Source organism: Amycolatopsis orientalis, from assembly GCF_000943515.2.
GTDB classification, from domain to species: Bacteria; Actinomycetota; Actinomycetes; order Mycobacteriales; family Pseudonocardiaceae; genus Amycolatopsis; species Amycolatopsis orientalis.
In genome coordinates this window covers 347,847-370,555 of sequence record NZ_CP016174.1, presented here as the reverse complement: position 1 = coordinate 370,555, position 22,709 = coordinate 347,847, and the positions used below count along the sequence as shown (strand labels likewise).

The following is a 22,709-nucleotide window of genomic DNA, read 5'->3' as shown; positions in this document are numbered from 1 at the left end:
CGGGGCTCGCAGGCCGACGACCTAGACTCGGGATCGTGGGACAGGGACAGCTGCGCGCGGGTTTGGTCGGGGCCGGTCCATGGGCGAAGACGGTGCACGCACCGGGCCTCGCCGATCACCCCGGGACCACGTTGAGCGCCGTCTGGACCAGGCGTCCCGAAGCCGCGAAGGAGCTGGCGGAGGCGCACGGCGCCGAAGCGGTCGACAGCTTCGAAGAGCTACTGGACCAGGTGGACGCGGTCGCGTTCGCTGTGCCGCCCGCCGTTCAGGCGGAGCTGGCGGTCAAGGCCGCCGCAGCGGGCAAGCACCTCATCCTGGAGAAGCCGATCGCCGCGGATCTCGACGGCGCACGGCGGCTCGTGGACGCGGTCGACGCCGCCGGGGTGGCCGCTCTCGTGGTCCTGACCTTGCGATTCTCGCCGATGACCCGCGACTGGCTCGACGGCATCAAGGAAGCGGGCGGCTGGCGCGGCGGCGGGGCGCGCTGGCTTTCGGGCGCGCTGCTCGGCGGGAAGTACCAGGCGTCGCCGTGGCGGACGGACTCCGGCGCGCTCGCCGACATCGGCCCGCACGCCTTCGATCTGCTGGACGCGGCTCTTGGCGAGATCACCGACGTGCTCGCCGCTCACCGGACCGAGGACGATCTGTGGCGGGTCCTGTTCGCCCACGCGGGTGGCGCCACCAGTACGGCGACCTTGTCGCTGCGGTTGCCGATCCAGCCGACGGTCGTGGAAGTGGCCGTATACGGCGAGCACGGTTATCGCACTTTAGGGCGGAAACCGGGGTCGGCCGGTGAATCGTTCACCGCGCTGCTGGACGATTTCGCCGCGATGGCGGCGAGCGGAACGACGTCCCATCCCTGTGACGTGCGTCGCGGACTGCACCTGCAGAAGCTGATCGAACGCGCGCGCGAACTCGCCGGGCACGGCAAGTAGTACACAGGTCACTCACAAGGCTTTTCCTTGTGCGATAACGCCTTCTACCAGTTGCTTCGCGGTCATCCACAGGTTTGTCCACAGGCTCCATTGTGGACGGTCATCGGCTGAACCCAAGCACGGGAAAGCCTTTTCCGCTACCGGAAAAGATCACCTCATAGTGCGGCCGCTCCACCATGCCGAGTTGATCTTGCAATGCGAAGGTGATCTTGGGCGCTCCGGAAAGGAAGGGCCATGGGAGAGCTGCTCCGCGCTTTCGGCGCGATGATCCCGTTGACGATCACCGCGATTCCGTACGCATTACTCGGCTGGCCGCTGCTCGCGGCGCATCGGCGGCGAAGACAAGCCGACCGCTTCTCCGCGTCGGCGACAGCCGCCGTGGACATGACGCTGGCACTGGCGTGCTTCCTGGTGTTATGCCTGGTCACGATGCCCGTGACCGGTGCGCAGGGCAGCAGGCTGAGCCTCGAACCCGGCACCGACCTGCGTCTCGCGCTCAGCGACAGCGCCAATCTTTGGCAGGCACTGGGCAACGTCCTCATGCTGAGCCCGCTCGGCGCCCTGCTCCCGTTGCGCTCGCGACGGCTGCGTTCGCTTGGCCGGATCGCGCTGGGCGCCCTGGCCGTCTCGGTGCTGGTGGAGGGTACGCAATACCTGATCCAGGCAGGCCGGGTGACCTCCGCCGACGACATCCTGCTGAACACCCTGGGCGCCGTGCTCGGCGCCGCGCTGAGCAAACGCCTCTGGCACCGGCTGGACGTCCGACCGCCGGTGACGATCCCGATGCAGGTCAGGCGGGTTTGCGAGGCCCCTGTGCGGCTGCGGGTGCCGAGGTCGGTGTGGGACGAGCGGTATTCGGGTGTCGCGCATCCGCAACGCCGGTAAACCACTTGACCGTCGTGCGAAAGTGACTGCGAAAGCCTTGCTCACGCGGAAAGAGGGATGCCTCATGCCTGACGCCTTCAGCGGCGTCGGCACGAGCTAGCCGGCGCCCACGCCAGCTCCACACGCACGCGGTGTTCCCGTGCGTCCCTTCTTCTTGCCCGAAAGGCTTGTCCACCAGTGCTTTCCGAGACGATTCATGCTTTGCAGTCCTACATCCGCACGACCGCGGCGAAGTTCCGCGAAACCGAGCGGATCGGGCCGTTCCTCGCCACCTACACGACCGGGAACGACCACCTGTTCCTCAACTACGCGATCCCCGACAACGCCCGCGTGCCCACCTCGGGCGACGTCGCGAAGCTGACCGAGGCGTTCCGCGCTCGCGGGCTCACGCCACGGCTGGAGTTCCTGACCGAGGCCGCTCCCGGAGCCGAGGCCGTGCTGGTCGAAGGCGGCTACACCCTGGAACGGCGGATCCCGTTGATGGTCTGCCCACCGGGACAGGTCGTCGAACAGCCGGTTCCCGCCGGAATCGTCCTGAAGACTCCGGTGACACCCGCCGAACTCCGGTCGATGATCCGGGCGCAGAACATCGCGTTCGGGGAACCCGATCCCGGCGAGCACGTCGAGCCGTCGCCCGCGCAGCTGAGCGGCGAGACGATCTCGGTCATGGCACTCACCGAAACCGGTGAATGTGTCGGCGGCGGGGTCGCGACGGCGATCCTCGACGGCGCGAGCGAGATCGCCGGCATCGGCCTGATCGAGGAGTATCGGCGGCGCGGGATCGCCGCGGCGCTGACCGAGCACCTCACCCGCGAGGCCCATGCCCGTGGCGGCGATTCGGTGTTCCTGACACCGGGGGCCGGGCAGGCGGAACGCGTCTACGGCCGTGTCGGTTTCAAAACCGTGGCCGAGTGTGTGCACCTGTCACTCGTCTGAGGCCTGTCATTCCTCGGAAAAGCGGCCGCGGCGAGTTCGTTTGACCTCGCCGCGGCGCTTCTTCGAGGCCAGGCGGCGTTCCTTCGAACCCCGCGAGGGTTTGGTGGGACGCCGTTTGGCGGCCGGGGGCGCCGACGCCTCCAGGAGCAGCATCACCAGCCGTGCCCGCGCGGCTTCGCGGTTCATCAGCTGCGAGCGGTGTTCGGACGCGGCGATCGTGACGACGCCGTCGACCAGGCGCGACGAAAGCCGGTCCAGCATCCGGGCCCGGAGATGCTCCGGGACGGCGGCCGAACCGGCCACGTCGAAGGACAACTCGACCCGCGAGTCCGTGGTGTTCACGCCCTGCCCACCCGGACCAGAGGACCGGGAGAACCGTTCGCTCAATTCGGCACCCGGGATCACGAACCGGGTACCGACCACCACGTCATCAGCCACGCATCCAGTGTGTCATCCGGGACCAACGGATATCAGAAGCGCGGGTGGTCTCCGGAGAGCACGGCGCGCGGGCCGTCCGGGTCCTCCGCGGGCTGCACGTCGCCGAGGATCCACGCCGGCACGTGCCGCGCGGTCAGCATCGCCAGCGCGCGGTCGACATCGTCGGGGCCGACGATCGCGACCATGCCGACGCCCATGTTGAACGTCTTCTCCAGTTCGGCGCGCTCGACCTTGCCGCGGTGCCCGATCAGCGCGAACACCGGCGCCGGGGTCCAGGTGCCGCGTTCGAGCCGGGCGACCAGGCCACGCGGCATGACGCGGGCGAGGTTCTGCTCCAGCCCACCGCCGGTGATGTGGGCGAACGTGCGGACTTCGGCCTCGGCCGCCAGCGCGAGGCAGTCCTTCGCGTAGATCCTGGTCGGCTCCAGCATCTCCTCGCCCAGCGAGCGGCCGAACTCCTCGACATGCCCGTCGAGCGGCATGCGCGCGATGTCCAGCAGCACGTGCCGGGCCAGCGAGAAACCGTTGGAGTGCAGACCGGACGAGCCGAGCGCGAGCACGACGTCGCCAGGGCGGACCCGCTCCGGGCCGAGCACCGCGGACGCCTCGACGACGCCGATGCCGGTGCCCGAGAGGTCGTAGTCGTGCTCGCCCATCAGGCCGGGGTGTTCGGCGGTCTCGCCGCCGAGCAGCGCGCAACCCGCGCGGACGCAGCCTTCGGCGATGCCGCCGACCAGCGCCGCGATCTTCTCCGGCACGACCTTGCCGACGGCGATGTAGTCCTGCATGAACAGGGGCTCGGCGCCGGTGACGACCAGGTCGTCGACGACCATCGCGACCAGGTCGATGCCGACGGTGTCGTGCTTGTCGAGCGCCTGCGCGACGGCGATCTTGGTGCCGACCCCGTCGGTCGACGAGGCCAGCACCGGCTCTTTCCACTTGTCCAGCTTCAGGGAGAACAGCCCGGCGAAACCGCCGACCCCGCCCATCACCTCGGGCCTGGTGGCCCTCTCGGCGTGCGGTTTGAGCAGCTCAACGGCTTTGTCACCAGCGTCGATGCTGACTCCGGCGGCGGCGTACGTGGCGCTCGTGGACTCGCTCACGGAAGCGGACTCCAACTCTGAAAGAAAGGACTAAGGACGCCGGACGGCGTCTTCAGCACCGTACCCGGCAGGGCTGACAGGCTTCGCCGCGCCATTGACCGAGTCCATGCTCTCCAGCAGGTGTTTCCCGATCAGCGCGTCGTCAGGAAGCGCGATCGGGTACTCGCCGGAGAAACAGGCGGTGCACAGCCGCGACTTCGGCTGCTCCGAAGCCGCGACCAGTCCGTCCAGAGAGATGTAGCCCAGGGAGTCGGCGCCGATCGACCGGCGGATGCCGTCGACGTCGACGCCGTTGGCCACCAGTTCGGCGCGGGAGGCGAAGTCGATCCCGTAGAAACACGGCCAGCGGACGGGCGGCGAGGCGATCCGGACGTGCACCTCGAGCGCGCCGGCCTCCCGCAGCATGCGGACGAGCGCGCGCTGGGTGTTGCCGCGGACGATGGAGTCGTCGACCACGACGAGCCGTTTGCCGCGGATGACATCGCGCAGCGGGTTCAGCTTCAGCCGGATGCCCAGCTGGCGGATGGTCTGCGACGGCTGGATGAAGGTACGGCCGACGTAGGCGTTCTTCACCAGACCCGTGCCGTAGGGAATGCCGGAACCCTGTGCGTAGCCGATCGCGGCCGGGGTGCCGGATTCGGGCACCGGCATCACCAGGTCGGCGTCGGCCGGATGCTCGCCGGCGAGGCGGCGGCCGATCTCGACGCGGGTGGCGTGCACACTGCGGCCGGCGATCGAGGTGTCCGGGCGGGCGAGGTAGACGTACTCGAAGACGCAGCCCTTGGGCTCGGGGGTGGCGAAGCGCGAGGAACGCAGGCCCTCGGCGTCGATGGCGATTAGCTCACCGGGCTCGACTTCGCGGACGAAGGACGCTCCGCAGATGTCCAGCGCGGCCGTCTCGCTCGCGACCACCCAGCCGCGTTCGAGCCTGCCGAGCACCAGCGGGCGCACACCGTGCGGGTCGCGGGCGGCGTACAAGGTGGACTCGTCGGCGAAGACCAGGCAGAACGCGCCCTTGAGGGTGGGCAGCAGTTCCAGCGCGGCGGCTTCGATGCCCTTGTCGGCGGCGTTGGCCGCGAGCAGCCCGCACACCAGGTCGGAGTCGCTGGAGGAACCTGTCAGGCCCGCGTGCGGCTTGAGCCCGGCGGCGACCGTGCGGTCGCGCAGTTCGGCGGTGTTGACGAGGTTCCCGTTGTGCGCGAAGGACAGGCCGCTGCCGGTGGCGGTAGTGCGGAAGATCGGCTGCGCGTTCTCCCAGATGGTCGCGCCGGTGGTCGAGTAACGGCAGTGCCCGACGGCGATATGGCCCTGCAGCGACTGCAGGACCTGCTCGTCGAACACCTGGCTGACCAGGCCGAGATCCTTGAAGACGACGATCTGCGAACCGTCGGAGACCGAGATGCCGGCCGCTTCCTGGCCGCGGTGCTGAAGTGCGTAGAGCCCGTAGTAGGTCAGCTTCGCGACCTCTTCTCCGGGCGCCCAGACACCGAAGACGCCGCATTCCTCGCGGGGTTCCGGATCGGGCTGGTCGGTCACGGGCTGTCCGGGGACGGACGGGTCGGAAACCACCGAGGTGCTCCCAGGGGAGAAGAGGGCAGGCCGCCACCAGTGTAAACGGTGGGCAGGAGATCAACGCGCCGTGCGACGTGGCACTGGACACGCTTCAGTCGGTTACTCGCAGTGAATCCGCGTCCCCCGGTCGACGCGGGCAGGACGTGATCGGGGCTCGCGCCTCTACGTATGACCGTGAGTGACGGGCAGGGTTCAGGACCCGGCACTCACGACCCCCGACCAGCCGACCGCTCCCCCTCGACAGAGGCGGTCGACTGTGCTTGAGCGGCTTGATCAACCGGCGGCGAGCCACTTGGACGTGCCGCCACGACCCGGAACCCAGCATCCCTTGGACACCTTTTCCGGGAGATACAGCGAGCCGGGCGTGCGCTCGTCCGGGAGCGCGAGCAGTGCCGTCAGCACCGTCGCCGCGTCGCCGGCGGACCGCCACAGCCACACCTCCGGCTCGAGGATGTCCTCCTCGGTGCCGGGCATACGGGTCGCCACGACATCGTCCTCGGCGTTGAGCCGGACGACGTCGACCACGTTGTCGTGGACTCGCACGCCGACCACGGCCAGGACCTCGCCGTTCGCGTCACAAGGGTGCACGAACTGATACCCGCGGTGGATCAGTTCCTTGAGGCCGCTTTCGATATCGGTGATTTCCGCGGTGATGGTGTCACCCGAGAACATCATCGAATTCGCCGTCCTTGGCACCCGCGAGGAACGCGGCCATCTCCGCCTGGGTGTAGATCAGCGCGGGTCCGGTCGGGAAGCGCGAATTGCGCATCGCGATCTCACCGGACGCGAGCGGAGCCACCTCCACGCAGTTGCCGATCGCGTTGCTGTAGCTCGCCTTGCGCCAGTGCGCACCGGTAAGACGATCAGCCGGGATGCCGTTCTCGAACTGTTCAGCCATGGTCCCCACCTTCCCCGACAGAAGACTTCGGGCGATGCATCTGCATGTGCATTTGCCTGTGATCCAAAGTTAGCACGTGTGGCTGCAGCGGTAAATGCACGTGCAGAAGTTTTTGCAGAATTCGCGTGCAGTGAGTACTGACACCCCCGACCGCCCCACTAAAGCGTGATGATCGCCGTCTCCAATGGGGGAACAACTACAGTTCGTGAGCGGGTTTTGGGGCGAGCGCAAGAAAACCGCCACCGTCACCGGGACGGCGGAGAACCCCACAACGGTGAGTGATTCAGATTTCCGCTCGGCGCTTCAGGAGCATCTGGCGGCTGCGGTCCGGCGTCTCCGCGTCGACCGCGAGCATGTCCAGCGCCCGGCTGTACCGCTCGATCTCGTCGCGCTTGTCGATGTAGTGCGCGCCGGTCAGGTATTCGGTGTAGGCGATGTTCGGCAATTCCTCTTCCGCGAACCTGAGCAGCGAGAACGCGCTGTCCGCGGAGTAGCCGCTCCGGTCGAACGGGAGGATCTGCACCGAGATGTTCGGCTGCTGGATCATCTCCAGCAGGTGGTCGATCTGGCCCTTCAGGATCTCGCGGTCGCCGATCGGCCGGTGGAGCACCGATTCGTCGAGCACCAGCCACAACCGCGGCGCGTCCGGTCTGGACAGCATCTTCTGGCGCCGCATCCGCAGCGCGACCCGGCGGCGGACCTGCTCGTCGACCATGTCCGGACGGCCGTGGCTCATGATCGCCCGCGCGTAGGCCTCGGTCTGCAGCAGACCCGTGACGTACAGCGGCTCCCAGACCTGGATCCGGGCCGCGGCCTCTTCGAGTCCGACGAGGTCGTTGAACCAGCTCGGCATCAGGTCGCCGTAGCGGCGCCACCAGCCCGGTTCGTTCGACTCCTTGACCATGTCGAGGAACTGCTGCCGCTCGTCGGGGTCGGTCATCCCGTACATGGTCAGCAGGTCGGCGACGTCGCGTTCCTTGAACCCGACCCGGCCGAGTTCGAGACGGCTGATCTTCGATTCGGAACCCCGGATGCTGTAGCCGGCCTCCTGGCGCGTGATCCCGGCGTCCTCGCGCATCCGCCGGAGCTGTGAGCCGAGGATCATCCGGCGCGCGGTGGGACCCAGGGACTGCTCACCACCGGGCGGGTTGACCGCGTTCATCGACCGGGGACCTTTCGTACGCCACTACTCACCTGGGATCAAAACCCGACTACTCAAAGTACACGTTTGGACCTCGACACGACAGGCATGGCTCGGTTTACCGGTCGCGCACGTGGTTCTACTCTACGTAGAGCCCGAGACTTCCGACACAGTTTTGTGAGGTTCAAGATGCCCGACGCCCCGCCCCGGACGGAACGAGTGCCTGTGGGTGTCGACCCGACCCGGGCCAGCATCGCCCGGGTGTACGACGCCTTCCTCCTCGGCAAGGACAACTACGAGATCGACCGGGAGGTGCTGCGCAAGGTCCAGCAGGCCGCTCCCGAAGCGCAGGACCTGGCGACCGAGAACCGCGGCTTCCTGATCCGGTCGTGCCGGTTCCTCGCCAGCCAGACGGGCATCACCCAGTTCCTCGACCTCGGATCCGGCCTCCCGACCGCGGAGAACACGCACCAGGTCGTGCAGCGGATCAACCCGGAGATCAAGGTCGTCTACGTCGACAACGACCCGGTCGTGCTCGCGCACGGGCGCGCCCTGCTCGAAGAGAACGAGAACACGCACTTCGTCTCGGACGACATCTTCGAGCCGGAGCGGATCCTGGAGAACCCGGACATCCAGCGGCACATCGACTTCACGCAGCCGATCGCGTTGCTGCAGCTCGGCACCCTGCACCACTACAACGGGCCGCACGAAGCGCCCGCGCAGATCATGAAGAAGTACATCGACGCGCTGCCGTCGGGTTCCTACGTGGCGATCTCGCACTTCTCCGATCCGCAGGACGAGCTGTCCGAGATCGCCCGCAAGATGGAGGACTTCTTCCTCCACAGCCCGATGGGCTCGGGCACCTTCCGCACCAAGGCCGAGATCGAGGAGCTGTTCCACGACCTCGAGATGGTCGAGCCGGGCGTCACCCTGTGCGCCGACTGGTGGCCGGACGGCCCGCGGATCAAGGACCTGAACACGGCTCAGCGGACGATCTCGGGCGGCGTCGGCCGGAAGAAGTAAGGCTGGTCCTGCCCCTCGCGTGCGTGCAATGAAAGGTCCTTTCCTTGCAAATTTCGCAAGGAAAGGACCTTTCATTGCACGCGGGGACGGGGTTCAGAGCCGGACCAGCGGCAGCCAGCGGGCCAGGTCGGCCCGGCTCCCGGAGGCGGTGACCCGCCCCGACTCGACGGCGTCGGCCCAGGCGAGCAGGCCGGTCGCCAGTTCCAGCCACGTGCGCGGATCCGTTTCGACGACGTTCGGCGGCGTCCCGCGCGTATGCCGCAATCCTTCGACACACTGCACCGCCGCGAACGGCGGCACCCGCACTTCGACACTCTTCCCCGGGGCGTCCGCGGCCAGCGTCCGCAGGCTCAGGCGGACCGCCGCGGCCAGCTCGGGACGGGCCGGATCCGGAGCGGATCCGCTCAACCAGGGGGAAATCGCCGTGATCGCGGCACGTAACTCAGCGGGGTCGACCGAACGCGAAGAGGCCATGGGAGAACAGTAGAGTGAGCGCGAACAAACCTTCAGGCACCCGGAACGTGGGGATGGCGATGGCGCAGCGGGACGAGGCGGATCGGTCGGCGTCGAGCCTGGCGGGCAAGCGGAAACCGCGCAAGCCGAAGATCACCGAAGAGATGCGCGCCAACGCCAAGGCCAATCCGAACAGCTGGCTGTACGTCATCGACGAGGCCTTCGACCCCGAGGGGCCGGTGCCGTCCTGGGCGGTCGTCGGCGCGTACCCGGTGAACGGCGCGGGCGAGATCGTCGAGGACTTCCACCCCAACGACCGCTACCGGCCCTCGCCCAAGGCGCTCGGTTTCCCGGAGCCGCGCAACGAGCTGGAGCAGTTGCTGCAGCTGGTGCGCACGAACCACCGCCCGGCCGCCGACCTGCCGCGGGTCTTCCTTGACTCGACACTGTTCGTCTACGCCCTTTCCCCGGTCCAGCGCACGGTGATCGGCTTCCACAACACCGACGGCCAGGTGCTGGTGCCGGCGTACACGGCGAAGACCCTGGTCCCGAGCGAATGGCCGCACGCCCGCGCGGTGCTGGGCCGGGACATGGTCCCGTTGCTCGCCGGGCATCCGGTGGCGATCAATCCGCACGATCGCCTCACCGCGATCGTCCCCTCGGAGCACCTCGACAAAGCCCTTTCGGACGAGCGTCGCTAGGGCTCGGTTAACCCACTCGGCCCAATATTCTGCCGCTGAACGCAACACTTTCGGGTGATGTTCGAGTCGCTGATTCCCTTTCCACGGGGGATCGTGACGACGTGATGAGTCGCAGAGTGTGTTCGAAAGGCTGGGGGGCCGTCCTCGCGGCGGGGGTCTTGCTGCTCGCGCAGACCCCCGCCGCGGCACAGGAAGCCAGACCCCGATACGACGGGGCCGAGGAGCATTACGCCGGCTCGCAGATCGCGTTGCACGAAGGCGTCGACGCCGCGCTCGGCCCGCTTTACGGCGGCGAGGCGCAGACCCTCGGCCACGATGTCAGCGGACATCAGGGCGACGTCGACTGGCCGGGTGCGGCCAGGACCGGCGCGAAATTCGTCTACGTGAAGGCGACCGAGGGCACGGGTTTCGTCAATCCCCGGTTTCCTCAGCAGTACAACGGTTCCTACGGCGTCGGCATGATCCGCGGGTCGTATCACTTCGCGCGGCCCGACATCTCGGACGGCGCTTCGCAGGCGCACTACTTCGTCGACCATGGCGGCGGCTGGTCCGGCGACGGCAAGACGCTGCCGGGCGCGCTCGACGTCGAGTACAACCCGTACGGCGAAACCTGTTACGGCAAGACGCCCGCCCAGATGGTGGCGTGGATGGCGTCGTTCGCGGAGACCTATCTGTGGCGGACCGGACGGCATCCGGCGATCTACACGTCCACGAGCTGGTGGAAGCGCTGTACCGGCAACAGCAACGTCTTCTGGCAGAACCCGCTCTGGCTCGCGCGCTACAACACGGAGATCGGTGAGCTGCCGGCCAGCTGGAAGACCCAGACGATCTGGCAGTTCGCGAACAAGGGCAGCCTGCCCGGCGACCAGAACTGGTTCAACGGCACAGAAGATCGAGTACGCGCTCTGTCACAGGGCTGAACCCCTCACCTGCGAGTGTTACAAGATCACAAATCACCACCAAGATGGAAATGAAAATCACCCACGTGTAGCACCAATTTCACGGAAGTTAGTGACAAACCCGACACTGTCGTCAACAATCGTGGCCGGACGGCTACCTGCAGTTAGTCGTCCTCAGCGAGGGTTATCCGTGAAGGGATTGTCGTATGCGCACTTCCCGAAGAATCGCCATCGCCGTCGGCTCCGCGCTGCTCCTGCTCAGCAGCACGGTTCAGGCGTCGGCCGCCCCGTCCCCGGAGATCATGTCGATCGAACAGGATCTCCAGCAAAACGACCACACGATCGGATCGCAGATCCGCCGCGTGGAAGGCGACACCTCCACCCCGGAGTCCAAGGCCAAGGCCGCTCAGCCGCAGCCCGAAGCCGGGGTGCTCGCGACGGTCGCGGGCATGGACGTCGCCAGCTACCAGCAGAACGTCGACTGGGCGTACTGGTGGGGACAGGGCAAGCGCTTCGTGTGGACGAAGGCCACCGAAGGCACCAGCTACAAGAACCCGTACTTCGCCCAGCAGTACAACGGTTCCTACAACCAGGGCTTCATCCGCGGCGCGTACCACTTCGCGCTGCCCAACGTCTCCGGCGGCGCCGCGCAGGCGGACTTCTTCATCAACAACGGCGGGGGCTGGTCCGGCGACGGCAAGACCCTGCCGGGTGCGCTCGACATGGAGTACAACCCGTACGGGGCAACCTGTTACGGCTTGAGCCAGGCGTCCATGGGGGCATGGATCCGGGCGTTCCACGATCGCTACAAGGCACGCACCGGCCGCTGGCCCGTCATCTACACCTCGACGAGCTGGTGGAGCACCTGCGTCGGCACGTCGCAGAACTTCGGTGGCACCGTCCCGCTGTGGGTCGCGCGCTACGCGTCGACCGTGGGTTCCCTGCCCTACGGCTGGAGCTTCTACACCGTGTGGCAGTACACCTCCAGCCCGCTCGACCAGAACACCTTCAACGGCGCCTATGACCGTTTGCAGGCACTGGCCAACGGCTGAGCTGCGCATTTCGTGAAGAAGCGGCTCCCGGCCTCGGCCGGGAGCCGCCTTCGCGCGCGAGGTACCTTCCGAGCAGAATGCCCCTGAGCTCCTGGCACGGGCGGATCCGGAACCGGTATCGGCCACCGTCCGTCTGATCTCCAGCCTCAGGCCCCAGTACGGAAGGCGAGACCCGATGACCTACCCACCCCAGCCAGGCCAGCCCTACGGCCAGGACCCCCAGGGACAGCAGCCCGGCGGCTACCCGCAGCAGGGTGGATGGGACCAGACCCAGCAGTACGGTCAGCAGCCTCAGCAGGGCTGGGACCAGACTCAGCAGTATCCGCAGCAGCCCCAGCAGGGGTGGGACCAGACCCAGCAGTACCCGCAACAGCAGCAGGGCTGGGATCCGAACGCGCAGCAGCAGGGCTGGGACCCGAACAACCCGGGCTACCCGCAGGGTTACGGCGGCCCGCCCGCGCCGCCGCCGAAGAGCAAGACCGGGCTGATCATCGGGATCGTGATCGGCCTCGTCGTGCTGATCGCCTTCGGTGTCACCGGTTTCGTCGCGCCGGGCTTCCTGCTCAGCAAGGACGAAGGGAACAACACGGCCGCGCCGCCGCCGGCGTCGTCGTCCGGCAACGCGCCGACCGAGGCGCCGAAGAGCAGCAGCCCGAAGTCGAGCGCGCCCAAGAGCAGCCCGAAGAGCACCGAAAGCGGTGGCAGCGGCTCCGACGGCAACCCGAAGGGCGTCCAGAGCCTCAAGGACTTCATGGCCAAGGTGAGCGCCGGTGACAAGGCGGGTGCGCTGTCGCTGGTCTGCGAGGACATGAAGGCGACCATGGGCGACTCGATCGACATCATGGCCCCGGCGCCGTCGCAGCTGGAGATCACCAAGACCTCCGGCATCGGCGACGGTTTCGTCAGCGGCGACATCGAGGGCACCGTCAAGGGCAAGAAGGTGAGTGGTTCGGGCATCGCGTCGGACGACAACCCGGACAAGTCCTTCTGCGTCCGCAACTTCTTCGTATTCTGAGCAGATGAAGCGGACGCTCCGCTCCCCCCTGCTCTGGACGTTCGTGGCCTCGCTCGTCCTCCTGCTCGCCGTCGGCGGCTGGTTGCTGACCGATCCGGCGACCAGCCGCAGCGAGGCGCTGAAGACCGGCGGTATCGCCGGTGGCGCGATCGTCGCGCTCTACGCCTTGTGGCTCAACGACCGGCGGCGCCGCGTCGAGGAGCGGCGGCAGGAGATCGAACGGCAGCGCCAGGAACTCGAACTGCGGCGGGCCGACCAGGACCGGGACCGGATCTCGGACGAACGGTTCGCGAAGGCCGTCGAACTGCTCGGGCACGACGCCGACCAGGTGCGGGTGGGGGCCCTGCACGCGCTGGCCGGGCTGGCCCGCGGACGGGCGGTCTACACGCAGACGGTGCTGGACATCCTGTGTTCGTACCTGCGGCGGCCGTTCGAGCATCCGCGGTACGCGGACACGGCGAAACTGCCGGGGAACACTCCTCCCAAAGAGGGCTCGGAGGTGCAGGATCAGGAACTCCAGGTGCGGCAGACCGCGCAACGGCTCATCGGCGAGCTGCTACCGGCCGCGGATTCCGAGGGCACCCGCGGATACGACCTCGACCTGACCGGCGCGGTGCTGGAGTACTTCGATCTGTCGGATCGCAAGATCGGCAAGCTGTTGCTCCGCTACGGCGGGCTGTACAACAGCACCAATCTGTCCGGCTGTGTGTTCCTCGGGCCGGTGTACCTGACCGGCGCCGGCACGAAGGAGAAGAAACGCATCGGCTTCTTTCGGTGCAGCGGAGCCAAGTTCACCCAGCGAGCGTGGTTCAGCGGAGTGCAGTTCTCCGAGGACGTCGAGTTCGACGGCACGGTGTTCGCAGGTGAAACGTCCTTTAAGGACAGTGTCTTCGCGAAGAACGCCGTCTTCGCCCGGGCGGAGTTCGGGAAGACGCTGGATCTGCGCCGTGCGCGGTTCGAAGGCTTCAGCGACCTGAAGTTCCGCAAGGCACCGGTTTCCGTGTCGCTCTACAACACGACGGTGGAACCGGGGCGGGATCACGAACTCCCGGCGGACTGGGTCGTCGAAACCCTGCCCGACGGCCGTGCCCGGCTCACGGTGATGGCCGGATGAGACGCCTGCTCAGGTCGCCGTTGCTGTGGACGCTGCTGTCGTCGGTCGTCGTGCTGGTCGGGGTCACCGCCTGGCTGCTCACGGATCGCGCGACCAGCCGCGGTGACGCGCTGAAGACCGGCGCGCTCGCCGGCGGGGCGATCGCCGCGCTCTACGGGCTTTGGCTCAACGACAGGCGAAGGCGGACCGAAGAGGACAGGCACGAGATCGAGCGCAGCCGGATCTCGGACGAACGTTTCGCCAAGTCGATCGAGCTGCTGGGCAACGAGGCCGACCAGGTCCGCGTCGGCGCGATGCATTCGCTGGCGGGCCTGGCCAGGACGCGGCCGGAGTACCGGCAGACGGTGCTCGACGTGTTGTGCGCGTACCTGCGGCGGCCGTTCGACCATCCGAAGTTCAGCCCTGACGAAGACTGGAAAGATCCCGAACGCAAGGCCGGGGCCGAGCGGGAACGGCTGGTCCGTCGCGCGGCCGAACGGCTGATCCGCGACATCCTCCCGCACAGCGGGACCACCGGGCCGACGTTGTCGCTCAACCTCAGCGACGCCCGGCTCGACAAACTCGAGTTGCTCGGCAGGCGAGTCGGCTGGTTCGGCGCGGATCGCAGCGAAGTGCTGACGCATCTCGACCTCACCGACGCCGAACTCGCGGGGAAGTTCTCGCTCAGGAACGTGACGATCCACGGCAGGTTCGACGTCACCAGGGCCGAGTTCAAGCGGAAGGTCCTGCTGGAGAACCTCGTCGTCGAGACGCCTGTCAACCTCGACGTGGCCACCTTCGCGGAGCCGCCTTCGCTGGAGGGGGCCAAGTTCGCGGACTCGTGAGTGGTGATGACGGTTAGAACCGTCATCACCACTCACGACAGCCTTTAGTCGAACAAGGCAGGGAGCGTGCGCTCCCAGGTCTCGCGAAGCTCGTCCAGCGTGAACTCGGTGATGTCCTGGAGTTCGAGCGAGCCCGATTCCGGGTCCACCACACCGGTCTTGCGCCACGGCAGGCCGCGCGCGGTCAGCATCTCGGTGAACCGCAGTTCCTCGGTGCGCGGCACGGCGACCAGCACCCGGCCCGCGGACTCGGAGAACAGCTGCACGAACGGGTCCTGGTCCGCGTCGAGGAAGACGCGGGCGCCACACTGTCCGATGAGGACGGTCTCGACGAGGGTCTGGATCAGGCCGCCGTCGGAGAGGTCGTGCGCGGCGGAGATCATGCCGTCGCGGGAACCGGCGATGAGGACGTCGGCGAGCAGCTTCTCGCGGGCCAGGTCGACCTTCGGCGGACGGCCGCCGAGGTGGCCGTGGAGTTCGCGCGCCCAGGCGGAACCGTCCAGCTCGTCGTGGGTCTCGCCCAGCAACAGCAGGGTTTCCCCGGCCTCCGCGCCGATCCCGGTCGGGATGCGGCGGGTGACGTCGTCGATCACGCCGAGCACGCCGACCACCGGCGTCGGCAGGATGGCCACGTCACCGGTCTGGTTGAAGAAGCTGACGTTGCCGCCGGTGACCGGGATGCCGAGTTCGACGCAGCCGTCGGCCAGACCGTGCACGGCCTGCTCGAACTGCCACATCACCCCCGGGTCGGTCGGCGCGCCGAAGTTCAGGCAGTCCGACACCGCGACCGGCTTCGCGCCGCTGGTGGCGACGTTGCGGTACGCCTCGGCCAGCGCGAGCTTCGCACCCTCGTACGGGTCGAGGAAGACGAACTTGCTGTTGCAGTCGGTCGAAACGGCGACGCCGCGGCCGGTCGACTCGTCGATCCGGATGACGCCGGAGTCCGACGGCTGCGAGAGCACGGTGTTGCCGCGCACGTAGCGGTCGTACTGGGAGGTCACCCATTCCTTCGACGCCTGGTTCGGCGACGAGATCAGCTTGAGGATGTCGGCGCGCAGTTCGTCCGAAGTGGACGGACGCGGCAGCTTCGCCGAGGTGTCGGCCTGCAGGGCGTCCTGTGTGGACGGCCGCTGGATCGGCCGGTCGTACACCGGACCCTGGTGCGCCACCGTGTGCGCCGGGACGTCGACGACGACCTCGTCGTTCCAGGTGATGACCAGGTGCTCGCCGTCGGTGACCTCGCCGATGTCGGTGGCGATGACGTCCCACTTCTCGCAGACCTTCATGAACGCCTCGACGTTCTCCGGCGCGACGACCGCGCACATGCGCTCCTGCGACTCGCTGGAGAGCACCTCCGCCGGGGTCATCCCGGTGGCACGCAACGGAACCCGGTCGAGGTAGATGTGCATGCCGCCGTCACCGGCGGCCGCGAGCTCCGACGTCGCGCAGGAGAGCCCGGCGCCGCCGAGGTCCTGGATGCCGACAACGAGCTTCTGGGCGAACAGTTCGAGGCAGCACTCGATGAGCACCTTCTCGGTGAAGGGGTCGCCGACCTGGACGCTCGGGAGCTTCTTGCGGCCACCCGAGGATTCGTCGCCGGAGAAGGTGTCGCTCGCGAGCACGGACACGCCGCCGATGCCGTCGAGGCCGGTGCGCGCGCCGAACAGGATGATCTTGTTGCCCTTGCCCGAGGCGAAGGCCAGGTGCAGGTCCTCGACGCGCATCGCGCCGACGCACAGGGCGTTGACCAGCGGGTTGCCGGAGTAGCTCTGGTCGAACACCAGCTCGCCGCCGATGTTCGGCAGGCCGAGGCAGTTGCCGTAGCCGCCGACGCCGGCGACCACACCGGGCAGCACCCGGCGGGTGTCGGGGGCGTCGGCCGGGCCGAAGCGCAGCGCGTCCGCCACCGCGAGCGGGCGCGCGCCCATCGCCATGATGTCGCGCACGATGCCGCCGACGCCGGTCGCGGCGCCCTGGTACGGCTCCACGTAGGACGGGTGGTTGTGGCTCTCGACCTTGAAGGTGACGGCCCAGCCCTCGCCGATGTCGACGACGCCCGCGTTCTCGCCGATGCCGGCGAGCATCTTCTCCTTCATTTCGGGAGTGGCGGTCTCGCCGAAGTAGCGCAGGTGCTTCTTCGAGGACTTGTACGAGCAGTGCTCGCTCCACATCACCGAGTACATCGCCAGTTCGGCGTCGGTCGGACGGCGGCCGAGGATCTCCCGGATCCGGGCGTACTCGTCGTCGGCGAGGCCGAGTTCGACGTACGGCTGGCTCTGTTCCGGGGTCGCTTCGGCAAGTGCGGTGGTGTCGACTGGGATGTCAACGGTGCTGGTCACGGTGTCCACATCAGGGTTCGCCACGGCCTTAAGAGTAGGCGAGCGGATAGGGCGGCTCGCGGTCGCCCACGGATAAATCGGTCGCGCGGACGGTAGTGATCCGCTTACCGTCGACAATCGTGCTTTCCGCCACATATCCCCTTCCGAGACTGAGGCTTCCCGCCAAGCCGACCGCCTGGCGCTATCTGGTCACGATGATGCTCGCGCGCCCGGGACTGCTCGCCGTCTCGGCGATCAGTGGCGCGCTCTGGTCGCTGCCGATCGCCCTGCTGCCGGTCGCGATCGGCCGCGGCATCGACGCGATCGGCCGCGGCGACGGCGATTCCGTCTGGCTGTGGGGTCTCGCGGCCGCGGGACTCGGCATCGCGCAGACGCTCGCGGGCACGGTGCAGCACTTCGCGGCCTACGGCTGCTGGATCCATGGCGCCGGGGTCACCCAGCGGATGGCCACCGAGCACGCGGCGAAACTGGGCGCGAACCTGCGGGACACGACCACGACCGGCGACGTCGTCGCGATCACCACCAGCGACATCAACCCGATCGGTGACTCCTTCGAGGTGCTCGGCCGGGCCTTCGGTTCGCTGATCGCGTTCATCGTGTGCGCGACGGCGCTGCTGACGACGTCCCCGCTGCTCGGCGTGGTCGCGCTGGTCGGTGTCCCGCTGGCGGTGGTGGGCATCGGCCCGCTGCTGAAGCCGCTGGAGAAGCGCCAGACGAAACAGCGGGAGGAGAAGACCGAGGTCAACGCGCTGGCCGCCGACATCGTCTCCGGCCTGCGGATCCTTCGCGGCGTCGGCGGCGAGAAGCAGTTCCTCGACCGCTTCCGCGGTTCCAGCCAGAAGGTCCGGCTCGCCGGTGTCCAGGTCGGGCGCAGCGAGGCGTGGCTCGCGGCGGCGGAGATCGCGCTGCCGGGCCTGGTCACGGTGGCCATCACCTGGCTGGGCGCGCAGCTCGCGATCGAGGGCACCATCCAGGTCGGCGAGCTGATCACGTTCTACGGCGTCTCGGTGTTCCTGGTGATCCCGGTGACGACGGCGACCGAGTTCGCGGGCGTGCTGAGCGCCGCGCTGGTTTCGGCGCGGAAGGTGTGCAAACTGCTGTCCACCGAACGCACGCTCGCCGAACCGGAGCATCCGGTGCCGCTGCCGGAAGGCGCGCTGGACCTGTACGACGGGACGTCCGGGATCAAGGCCGAGGCGGGCAAGCTGACCGTCGTCGATGTCGGGGCGGACGCCGAGGCGGTCGCTTCGCGCATGGCACGGTTCACCGATCCGGATGAAGCCGCGCTGGTGGGCGGGGTCCCGGTGAACCAAGTCGCCCTCGCCGAACTGCGGCGGAGGGTCGTGTTCGCGCACAACCAGGACATCTGGTTCTCCGGGGTGCTGCGCGAGCAGGTCACCCCCGCCGAGCCCGGCGACGTCGAGATCACCGAGGCGCTGTACGCGGCGGACGCCGACGACATCGTCGACGCGCTGCCCAACGGCGTCGACGAGGTCATCGGCGAACGCGGACGTGAGGTTTCCGGCGGTCAGCGGCAGCGGCTGAACCTGGCCCGCGCGCTGGCGACCGACGCCGACGTCCTGCTGCTCGACGAGCCGACCTCGGCCGTCGACGCGCATACCGAAGCTCGCATAACCGAACGCGTCGCGAAGCTGCGGCGCGGCAAGACCACCGTCGTGTTCAGTCAGAGTCCTTTGTGGACTCATGTGGCCGACGTGGTCGTGAGTACGAAAGTACCGGCATGAAGAAGCTGCCGCTGGCAGACAAGAAAGACGTTCGACGATGGATCAAGGAGACCGCGCGGGAGAACAAGCGCGAGTTCTCCGTGATGCTCGGCCTGTTCTGTGTCGCGACCGCGATCGGGCTGGCCGGGCCGCAACTGCTGGGCGCGCTGGTGGACGAGGTCGTCGAAGGCACGACGACCACCACCATCACGCTCCTCGCGATCGCGTTCGTGGTCGTGCTGGGCGCGCAGGCGTGGTTCAAGGGGCTGGCCCGGCTCCGCGCGCGGGTGTTCGGCGAGCGGATCCTGGCGCGCAACCGCGAGGAGTTCGTCGGGAACGCGCTGACCCTGCCGCTCGGGACGGTCGAGGCCGCGGGCACCGGTGACCTGCTCAGCCGGGCGACCACCGACGTCAACCGCATCGACCACGCGGTGCGGTTCGGCGCGCCGGAGATCCTGATCGCCGCCGTCACGGTGGTGTTCACGGTGGTGGCGATGGTGATCACGTCGCCGTTCCTGGCGCTGGGCCTGCTGGTCGCGCTGCCGCTGCTGGTGCCGGTGAACATCTGGTACCAGCGGCGGATCCCGGACGTGATGCGGCGGATGCTGGACAAGTGGTCCGTGCTGCAGTCGACCACGCACGAGACCGCGGAAGGCGCGCGGACGGCCGAGGCGCTGAACCTGACCGGCCGCCGGATCCAAACCGGGCACGACGGTCTCGACGCCGCGATGCTGGGCGAACGCGAGGTCCGGGCGCTGCAGACGCGGTGGATCCCGTCGCTGGAGATCAGTTACGTGCTGCCGGTGCCGGTGATGCTCGGGCTGGGCCTGCTCGCCTACTCGAACGGCTGGGAAGGGCTCGGCACGATCACCGCGATGCTGCTGTATTCGCAGGTCATGACGGGTCCCCTGAACGAGGCGCTGTTCTGGCTCGCGGACCTGCAGGTCGCCGGAGTCTCGCTGCGACGCCTGCTGGGTGTGCGGTCCGCCCCGGAGTCCACCGTGGTGCCGGAGACCCCGCGCGGCCAGGACATCGAGGTCCTCGACGTGCGCTTCGGCTACAACGCGGACCGCGAAGTGCTCCACGGGATCGATCTGCGGGTGCCCGCCGGTGAACGGCTGGCGATCGTCGGGCCGTCCGGGGCAGGCAAGTCGACGCTCGGACGGCTACTGGCCGGGATGTCGGTGCCGACGTCGGGCTCGGTGCGGATCGGCGGCGCCGAGGTGTCGACGCTGCCGGACGACGTCCTGCGTGGCGAGGTCCTGCTGCTGACCCAGGAACAGCACGTGTTCGCCGGGACGCTGCGGGACAACCTCACGCTCCCGGCCGGGGACTGGTCCGACGACAAGCTGCTCGCCGCGCTGGACTCGGTCGGCGCTTCGGAGTGGGTGGCCGGGCTGCCGGACGGGCTGGACACGAAGGTGGGGGCCGGCGCGGTCGCCGTCCCGGCGGCGATGGCGCAGCAGCTGGCGCTGGCGCGGGTGGTGCTGGCCGACCCGCACACCTTGGTGCTGGACGAGGCGACGTCGCTGCTGGACACGGGTTCGGCGCGGGAGCTGGAGCGTTCGCTGAGCGCGGTGCTCGAGGGGCGCACGGTGATCGCGATCGCGCACCGGCTGCATACGGCGGCCGCGGCGGACCGGGTCGCGGTCATCGAGGGCGGCCGGGTGACCGAGCTGGGCTCGCACGCGGAGTTGCTGGCGGCGGGGGGCCCTTACGCGGCGCTGGTGGCCGCGGCTTCCTGAGGTCGAGAGTGTGTCATGAGGGGTCCCCATAGGACAATTTTCGTCCTATGGGGACCCCTTATGACACTTCAGGCAGTGGCCACCAGGGCGTCCACGGCGCTGTAGAACATGCCGAGGCCGTCATCGGAAGGGCCGGTGAGGGCGTCGATGGCGTGCTCCGGATGCGGCATGAGCCCGACGACGCGGCCGTTCTCGCTGCGGATCCCGGCGATGTCGTTGCGCGAGCCGTTCGGGTTGCCGCCGACGTAGCGGAAGACCACGCGGCCCTCGCCCTCCAGTTCGTCGAGGGTGGCCTGCTCGGCGACGAAGCATCCGTCGATGTTCTTCATCGGGATGAGGATCTCGGCGTCCTTGTCGTACCGGGTGGTCCACGCGGTGTCGTTGTTCTCGACCCGCAGCCACTGGTCACGGCAGATGAAGTGCAGACCCGCGTTGCGGATCATCGCGCCCGGCAGCAGCCCGGCCTCGCACAGGATCTGGAAGCCGTTGCAGATGCCCAGCACCGGCATGCCCTTGTGGGCGGCCTCGATCACCGACGACATCACCGGCGCGAACCGGGCGATGACGCCGGCGCGCAGGTAGTCGCCGTAGGAGAAACCGCCGGGGACGACGACGGCGTCGACGCCCTTGAGGTCCTCGTCCGCGTGCCACAGCGGCACGGCTTCGGCGTCGGCGTAGCGGACCGCGCGGGCCGCGTCACCGTCGTCGAGCGTGCCGGGGAAGGTGATGACCCCGATCCGCGCGCTCACGCTTCGACCCGCTTGATGGTCCACTGCTCGATGACGGGGTTCGCGAGGAAACCCTCGGCGATCTTTTCGAGCGTCGCATCGTCGACGGAGTCGTCGACCTCGATCTCGAAGTGCTTGCCCTGACGGATCTCGGTGATCCCGGTGAAGCCCAGACGACCGGCCGCGCCGAGCGCGGCCTGGCCCTGCGGGTCGAGGATTTCGGGCTTGGGCATGACGTCGACGACAACTCGGGCCACGGCAGGCTGCTCCTTATTCACGCAGGTCGTGGGTACCGCCAGAGCCTACTTCACTACGGTTGACGCATGACCTACGGGCAACCGCAGTACGGGTACACCCCGCCGCCGAAGAAGTCGAAGGCGTGGCTCTGGATCACTCTGGCGCTGGTCTTCGTCCTGCTCGCGGGCGGCGTCGCGTTCACCGGCTGGGTGACGCCCGGGTTCTTCAAGGCCAAGGCCGACACCACTTCGCGCGCGACACCGGAGCAGCTGAGCCAGTCGTTCGTGAACGGCGTCGCCGAGGACCACGTCAGCGAGCTTTGGTGCGAGATCCGCTCGAAGCGGTCTTACAGCTTCGAGCAGACCATGGCCGTCTCCGAAGGCGCACAGCTCAGCACGCCCGCGCATCAGCGTGCGCAGCAGGAGTACTCGGCCGCGTTGACCACCGCGGGCGTGACCGTCGGGTTCGCGATGATCCCCGGTGAAGGCGGCTGGTGCGTGCGCGACGCGAAGGTCGGCGGCGAACCCGAGCCGCTGCCGGGCATCGACACGAAGCCCGCGCCGCGCCCCGTGGTCAAGACCGGCGAAGAGGCGGGGAACAAGTTCGTCGACGCGATCAACGCGCGCGACATCCCGGCCGCGTTGTCCGTGCTGTGCGGGAAGGTGCCCGACACGACCCGCGACGGCGTGCAGCAGGTCATCCACGGCGAGGCGCGGTACACCGTCGAGAAGGCCGACGTGCTGACCACCGCCGAGCAGACGATCCTGCATCTCACCGGTGATGTCGACGGCGTGCGGGCGGTCGGCCGGGTGGAGACCGACGACTCGGCCCAGGACGGCCCCTGCGTGGCGTCTTTTTCACCCGACTCCGATTGAGCTCGCCCCAATCCTTCGACTGGGGGATGCTCGGAGCGCGAAGCTGGGCCAAGATGAGGCCCGTTGGCGGGA

The 22,709-nt window shown here is 68.2% G+C and carries 23 protein-coding genes; 13 read left to right on the top strand and 10 right to left on the bottom strand.

Annotated elements, in window-relative coordinates:
* The first annotated feature begins 35 nt into the window (after positions 1–35).
* The 3 genes from SD37_RS01775 to SD37_RS01765 all read left to right on the top strand — a co-directional run bounded on the left by SD37_RS01775 (position 36) and on the right by SD37_RS01765 (position 2,756).
* A complete protein-coding gene (locus SD37_RS01775; RefSeq protein ID WP_044853561.1) occupies positions 36–935 on the top strand; it encodes a Gfo/Idh/MocA family protein in 900 nt (299 codons plus the stop codon).
* Positions 936–1,169: 234 nt separating this feature from the next.
* The gene (locus tag SD37_RS01770; protein ID WP_044853560.1) at positions 1,170–1,820 is read left to right on the top strand and encodes a VanZ family protein; all 651 of its coding nucleotides are present in this window, start codon (positions 1,170–1,172) and stop codon (positions 1,818–1,820) included.
* Between the two features lie 177 nt (positions 1,821–1,997).
* Positions 1,998–2,756: a GNAT family N-acetyltransferase gene (locus tag SD37_RS01765; RefSeq protein ID WP_083254859.1), complete on the top strand. Its 759-nt coding sequence runs from the start codon at positions 1,998–2,000 to the stop codon at positions 2,754–2,756.
* Positions 2,757–2,762: 6 nt separating this feature from the next.
* Here the strand turns inward: SD37_RS01765 and arfB are convergent, their stop codons facing one another.
* The 6 genes from arfB to SD37_RS01735 form a co-directional block, all read right to left on the bottom strand.
* Positions 2,763–3,194 carry an alternative ribosome rescue aminoacyl-tRNA hydrolase ArfB gene (arfB, locus tag SD37_RS01760; protein ID WP_236725254.1) on the bottom strand — a complete coding sequence of 144 codons (432 nt, stop codon included), beginning with the start codon at positions 3,192–3,194 and terminating at the stop codon, positions 2,763–2,765.
* Positions 3,195–3,226: 32 nt separating this feature from the next.
* Positions 3,227–4,297 (bottom strand): phosphoribosylformylglycinamidine cyclo-ligase, encoded by a 1,071-nt coding sequence (purM, locus tag SD37_RS01755; RefSeq protein WP_044854012.1) that lies wholly within the window; start codon positions 4,295–4,297, stop codon positions 3,227–3,229.
* 30 nt (positions 4,298–4,327) lie between these two features.
* Positions 4,328–5,866: an amidophosphoribosyltransferase gene (purF, locus tag SD37_RS01750; RefSeq protein WP_044853558.1), complete on the bottom strand. Its 1,539-nt coding sequence runs from the start codon at positions 5,864–5,866 to the stop codon at positions 4,328–4,330.
* A 276-nt stretch (positions 5,867–6,142) separates the two neighbouring features.
* Positions 6,143–6,544 (bottom strand): hypothetical protein, encoded by a 402-nt coding sequence (locus SD37_RS01745; protein WP_044853557.1) that lies wholly within the window; start codon positions 6,542–6,544, stop codon positions 6,143–6,145.
* Positions 6,528–6,767: a DUF397 domain-containing protein gene (locus SD37_RS01740; RefSeq protein ID WP_044853556.1), complete on the bottom strand. Its 240-nt coding sequence runs from the start codon at positions 6,765–6,767 to the stop codon at positions 6,528–6,530. The genes SD37_RS01745 and SD37_RS01740 overlap by 17 nt, the downstream gene beginning before the upstream one ends.
* Before the next feature lie 283 nt (positions 6,768–7,050).
* The gene (locus tag SD37_RS01735) at positions 7,051–7,929 is read right to left on the bottom strand and encodes a helix-turn-helix domain-containing protein (protein ID WP_044853555.1); all 879 of its coding nucleotides are present in this window, start codon (positions 7,927–7,929) and stop codon (positions 7,051–7,053) included.
* A 204-nt stretch (positions 7,930–8,133) separates the two neighbouring features.
* Here SD37_RS01735 and SD37_RS01730 point away from each other — a divergent pair, with 204 nt between their 5' ends.
* Complete coding sequence (locus SD37_RS01730) at positions 8,134–8,931, top strand: SAM-dependent methyltransferase (protein WP_044853554.1); 798 nt, start codon at positions 8,134–8,136, stop codon at positions 8,929–8,931.
* Positions 8,932–9,024: 93 nt separating this feature from the next.
* On the opposite strand, the gene SD37_RS01725 is transcribed toward SD37_RS01730, so the two are convergent.
* Entirely contained in the window at positions 9,025–9,405 is a 381-nt protein-coding gene (locus SD37_RS01725; protein ID WP_037320474.1) for a sterol carrier family protein, read from the bottom strand.
* 59 nt (positions 9,406–9,464) lie between these two features.
* Here SD37_RS01725 and SD37_RS01720 point away from each other — a divergent pair, with 59 nt between their 5' ends.
* From SD37_RS01720 to SD37_RS01695, 6 genes are all read left to right on the top strand, one after another.
* On the top strand, positions 9,465–10,085 hold the full coding sequence (locus SD37_RS01720) for a type VII secretion system-associated protein (protein ID WP_418189840.1): 621 nt from the start codon (positions 9,465–9,467) through the stop codon (positions 10,083–10,085).
* Positions 10,086–10,189: 104 nt separating this feature from the next.
* Positions 10,190–11,005: a lysozyme gene (locus SD37_RS01715; protein ID WP_044853553.1), complete on the top strand. Its 816-nt coding sequence runs from the start codon at positions 10,190–10,192 to the stop codon at positions 11,003–11,005.
* 185 nt (positions 11,006–11,190) lie between these two features.
* Positions 11,191–12,036, top strand: coding sequence for a lysozyme (locus tag SD37_RS01710; protein WP_044853552.1), 846 nt, complete (start codon positions 11,191–11,193; stop codon positions 12,034–12,036).
* 175 nt (positions 12,037–12,211) lie between these two features.
* On the top strand, positions 12,212–13,051 hold the full coding sequence (locus SD37_RS01705; RefSeq protein WP_044853551.1) for a flagellar basal body-associated FliL family protein: 840 nt from the start codon (positions 12,212–12,214) through the stop codon (positions 13,049–13,051).
* A 4-nt stretch (positions 13,052–13,055) separates the two neighbouring features.
* Complete coding sequence (locus tag SD37_RS01700) at positions 13,056–14,165, top strand: pentapeptide repeat-containing protein (protein WP_044853550.1); 1,110 nt, start codon at positions 13,056–13,058, stop codon at positions 14,163–14,165.
* Entirely contained in the window at positions 14,162–14,989 is an 828-nt protein-coding gene (locus SD37_RS01695; RefSeq protein WP_044853549.1) for a hypothetical protein, read from the top strand. The genes SD37_RS01700 and SD37_RS01695 overlap by 4 nt, the downstream gene beginning before the upstream one ends.
* Positions 14,990–15,033: 44 nt before the next feature.
* Here SD37_RS01695 and purL read toward each other — a convergent pair whose 3' ends face one another.
* Positions 15,034–17,328: a phosphoribosylformylglycinamidine synthase subunit PurL gene (purL, locus tag SD37_RS01690; protein WP_145926872.1), complete on the bottom strand. Its 2,295-nt coding sequence runs from the start codon at positions 17,326–17,328 to the stop codon at positions 15,034–15,036.
* Between the two features lie 119 nt (positions 17,329–17,447).
* Here purL and SD37_RS01685 point away from each other — a divergent pair, with 119 nt between their 5' ends.
* A complete protein-coding gene (locus SD37_RS01685; RefSeq protein ID WP_044853547.1) occupies positions 17,448–19,073 on the top strand; it encodes an ABC transporter ATP-binding protein in 1,626 nt (541 codons plus the stop codon).
* Positions 19,070–20,797 (top strand): ABC transporter ATP-binding protein, encoded by a 1,728-nt coding sequence (locus SD37_RS01680; RefSeq protein WP_065912733.1) that lies wholly within the window; start codon positions 19,070–19,072, stop codon positions 20,795–20,797. The genes SD37_RS01685 and SD37_RS01680 overlap by 4 nt, the downstream gene beginning before the upstream one ends.
* 68 nt (positions 20,798–20,865) lie before the next feature.
* Here SD37_RS01680 and purQ read toward each other — a convergent pair whose 3' ends face one another.
* The gene (gene purQ, locus SD37_RS01675; RefSeq protein WP_044853545.1) at positions 20,866–21,546 is read right to left on the bottom strand and encodes a phosphoribosylformylglycinamidine synthase subunit PurQ; all 681 of its coding nucleotides are present in this window, start codon (positions 21,544–21,546) and stop codon (positions 20,866–20,868) included.
* Positions 21,543–21,782, bottom strand: coding sequence for a phosphoribosylformylglycinamidine synthase subunit PurS (gene purS, locus SD37_RS01670; protein ID WP_037320498.1), 240 nt, complete (start codon positions 21,780–21,782; stop codon positions 21,543–21,545). Before purS ends, purQ begins: the two co-directional genes overlap by 4 nt.
* A 66-nt stretch (positions 21,783–21,848) precedes the next feature.
* Here purS and SD37_RS01665 point away from each other — a divergent pair, with 66 nt between their 5' ends.
* A complete protein-coding gene (locus SD37_RS01665; RefSeq protein ID WP_044853544.1) occupies positions 21,849–22,637 on the top strand; it encodes a hypothetical protein in 789 nt (262 codons plus the stop codon).
* The last annotated feature ends 72 nt before the right edge of the window (positions 22,638–22,709 follow it).

What these genes read in the sequence shown, in the direction of transcription:
- SD37_RS01770 (WP_044853560.1), top strand. Translation starts at nt 1,170, where the DNA reads ATGGGAGAGCTGCTCCGCGCTTTCGGCGCGATGATCCCGTTGACGATC.
- SD37_RS01745 (WP_044853557.1), bottom strand. Translation starts at nt 6,544, where the DNA reads ATGATGTTCTCGGGTGACACCATCACCGCGGAAATCACCGATATCGAA.
- SD37_RS01740 (WP_044853556.1), bottom strand. Translation starts at nt 6,767, where the DNA reads ATGGCTGAACAGTTCGAGAACGGCATCCCGGCTGATCGTCTTACCGGT.
- SD37_RS01735 (WP_044853555.1), bottom strand. Translation starts at nt 7,929, where the DNA reads ATGAACGCGGTCAACCCGCCCGGTGGTGAGCAGTCCCTGGGTCCCACC.
- SD37_RS01725 (WP_037320474.1), bottom strand. Translation starts at nt 9,405, where the DNA reads ATGGCCTCTTCGCGTTCGGTCGACCCCGCTGAGTTACGTGCCGCGATC.
- SD37_RS01720 (WP_418189840.1), top strand. Translation starts at nt 9,465, where the DNA reads ATGGCGCAGCGGGACGAGGCGGATCGGTCGGCGTCGAGCCTGGCGGGC.
- SD37_RS01715 (WP_044853553.1), top strand. Translation starts at nt 10,190, where the DNA reads ATGAGTCGCAGAGTGTGTTCGAAAGGCTGGGGGGCCGTCCTCGCGGCG.
- SD37_RS01710 (WP_044853552.1), top strand. Translation starts at nt 11,191, where the DNA reads ATGCGCACTTCCCGAAGAATCGCCATCGCCGTCGGCTCCGCGCTGCTC.
- SD37_RS01705 (WP_044853551.1), top strand. Translation starts at nt 12,212, where the DNA reads ATGACCTACCCACCCCAGCCAGGCCAGCCCTACGGCCAGGACCCCCAG.
- SD37_RS01700 (WP_044853550.1), top strand. Translation starts at nt 13,056, where the DNA reads ATGAAGCGGACGCTCCGCTCCCCCCTGCTCTGGACGTTCGTGGCCTCG.
- SD37_RS01695 (WP_044853549.1), top strand. Translation starts at nt 14,162, where the DNA reads ATGAGACGCCTGCTCAGGTCGCCGTTGCTGTGGACGCTGCTGTCGTCG.
- SD37_RS01680 (WP_065912733.1), top strand. Translation starts at nt 19,070, where the DNA reads ATGAAGAAGCTGCCGCTGGCAGACAAGAAAGACGTTCGACGATGGATC.
- SD37_RS01665 (WP_044853544.1), top strand. Translation starts at nt 21,849, where the DNA reads ATGACCTACGGGCAACCGCAGTACGGGTACACCCCGCCGCCGAAGAAG.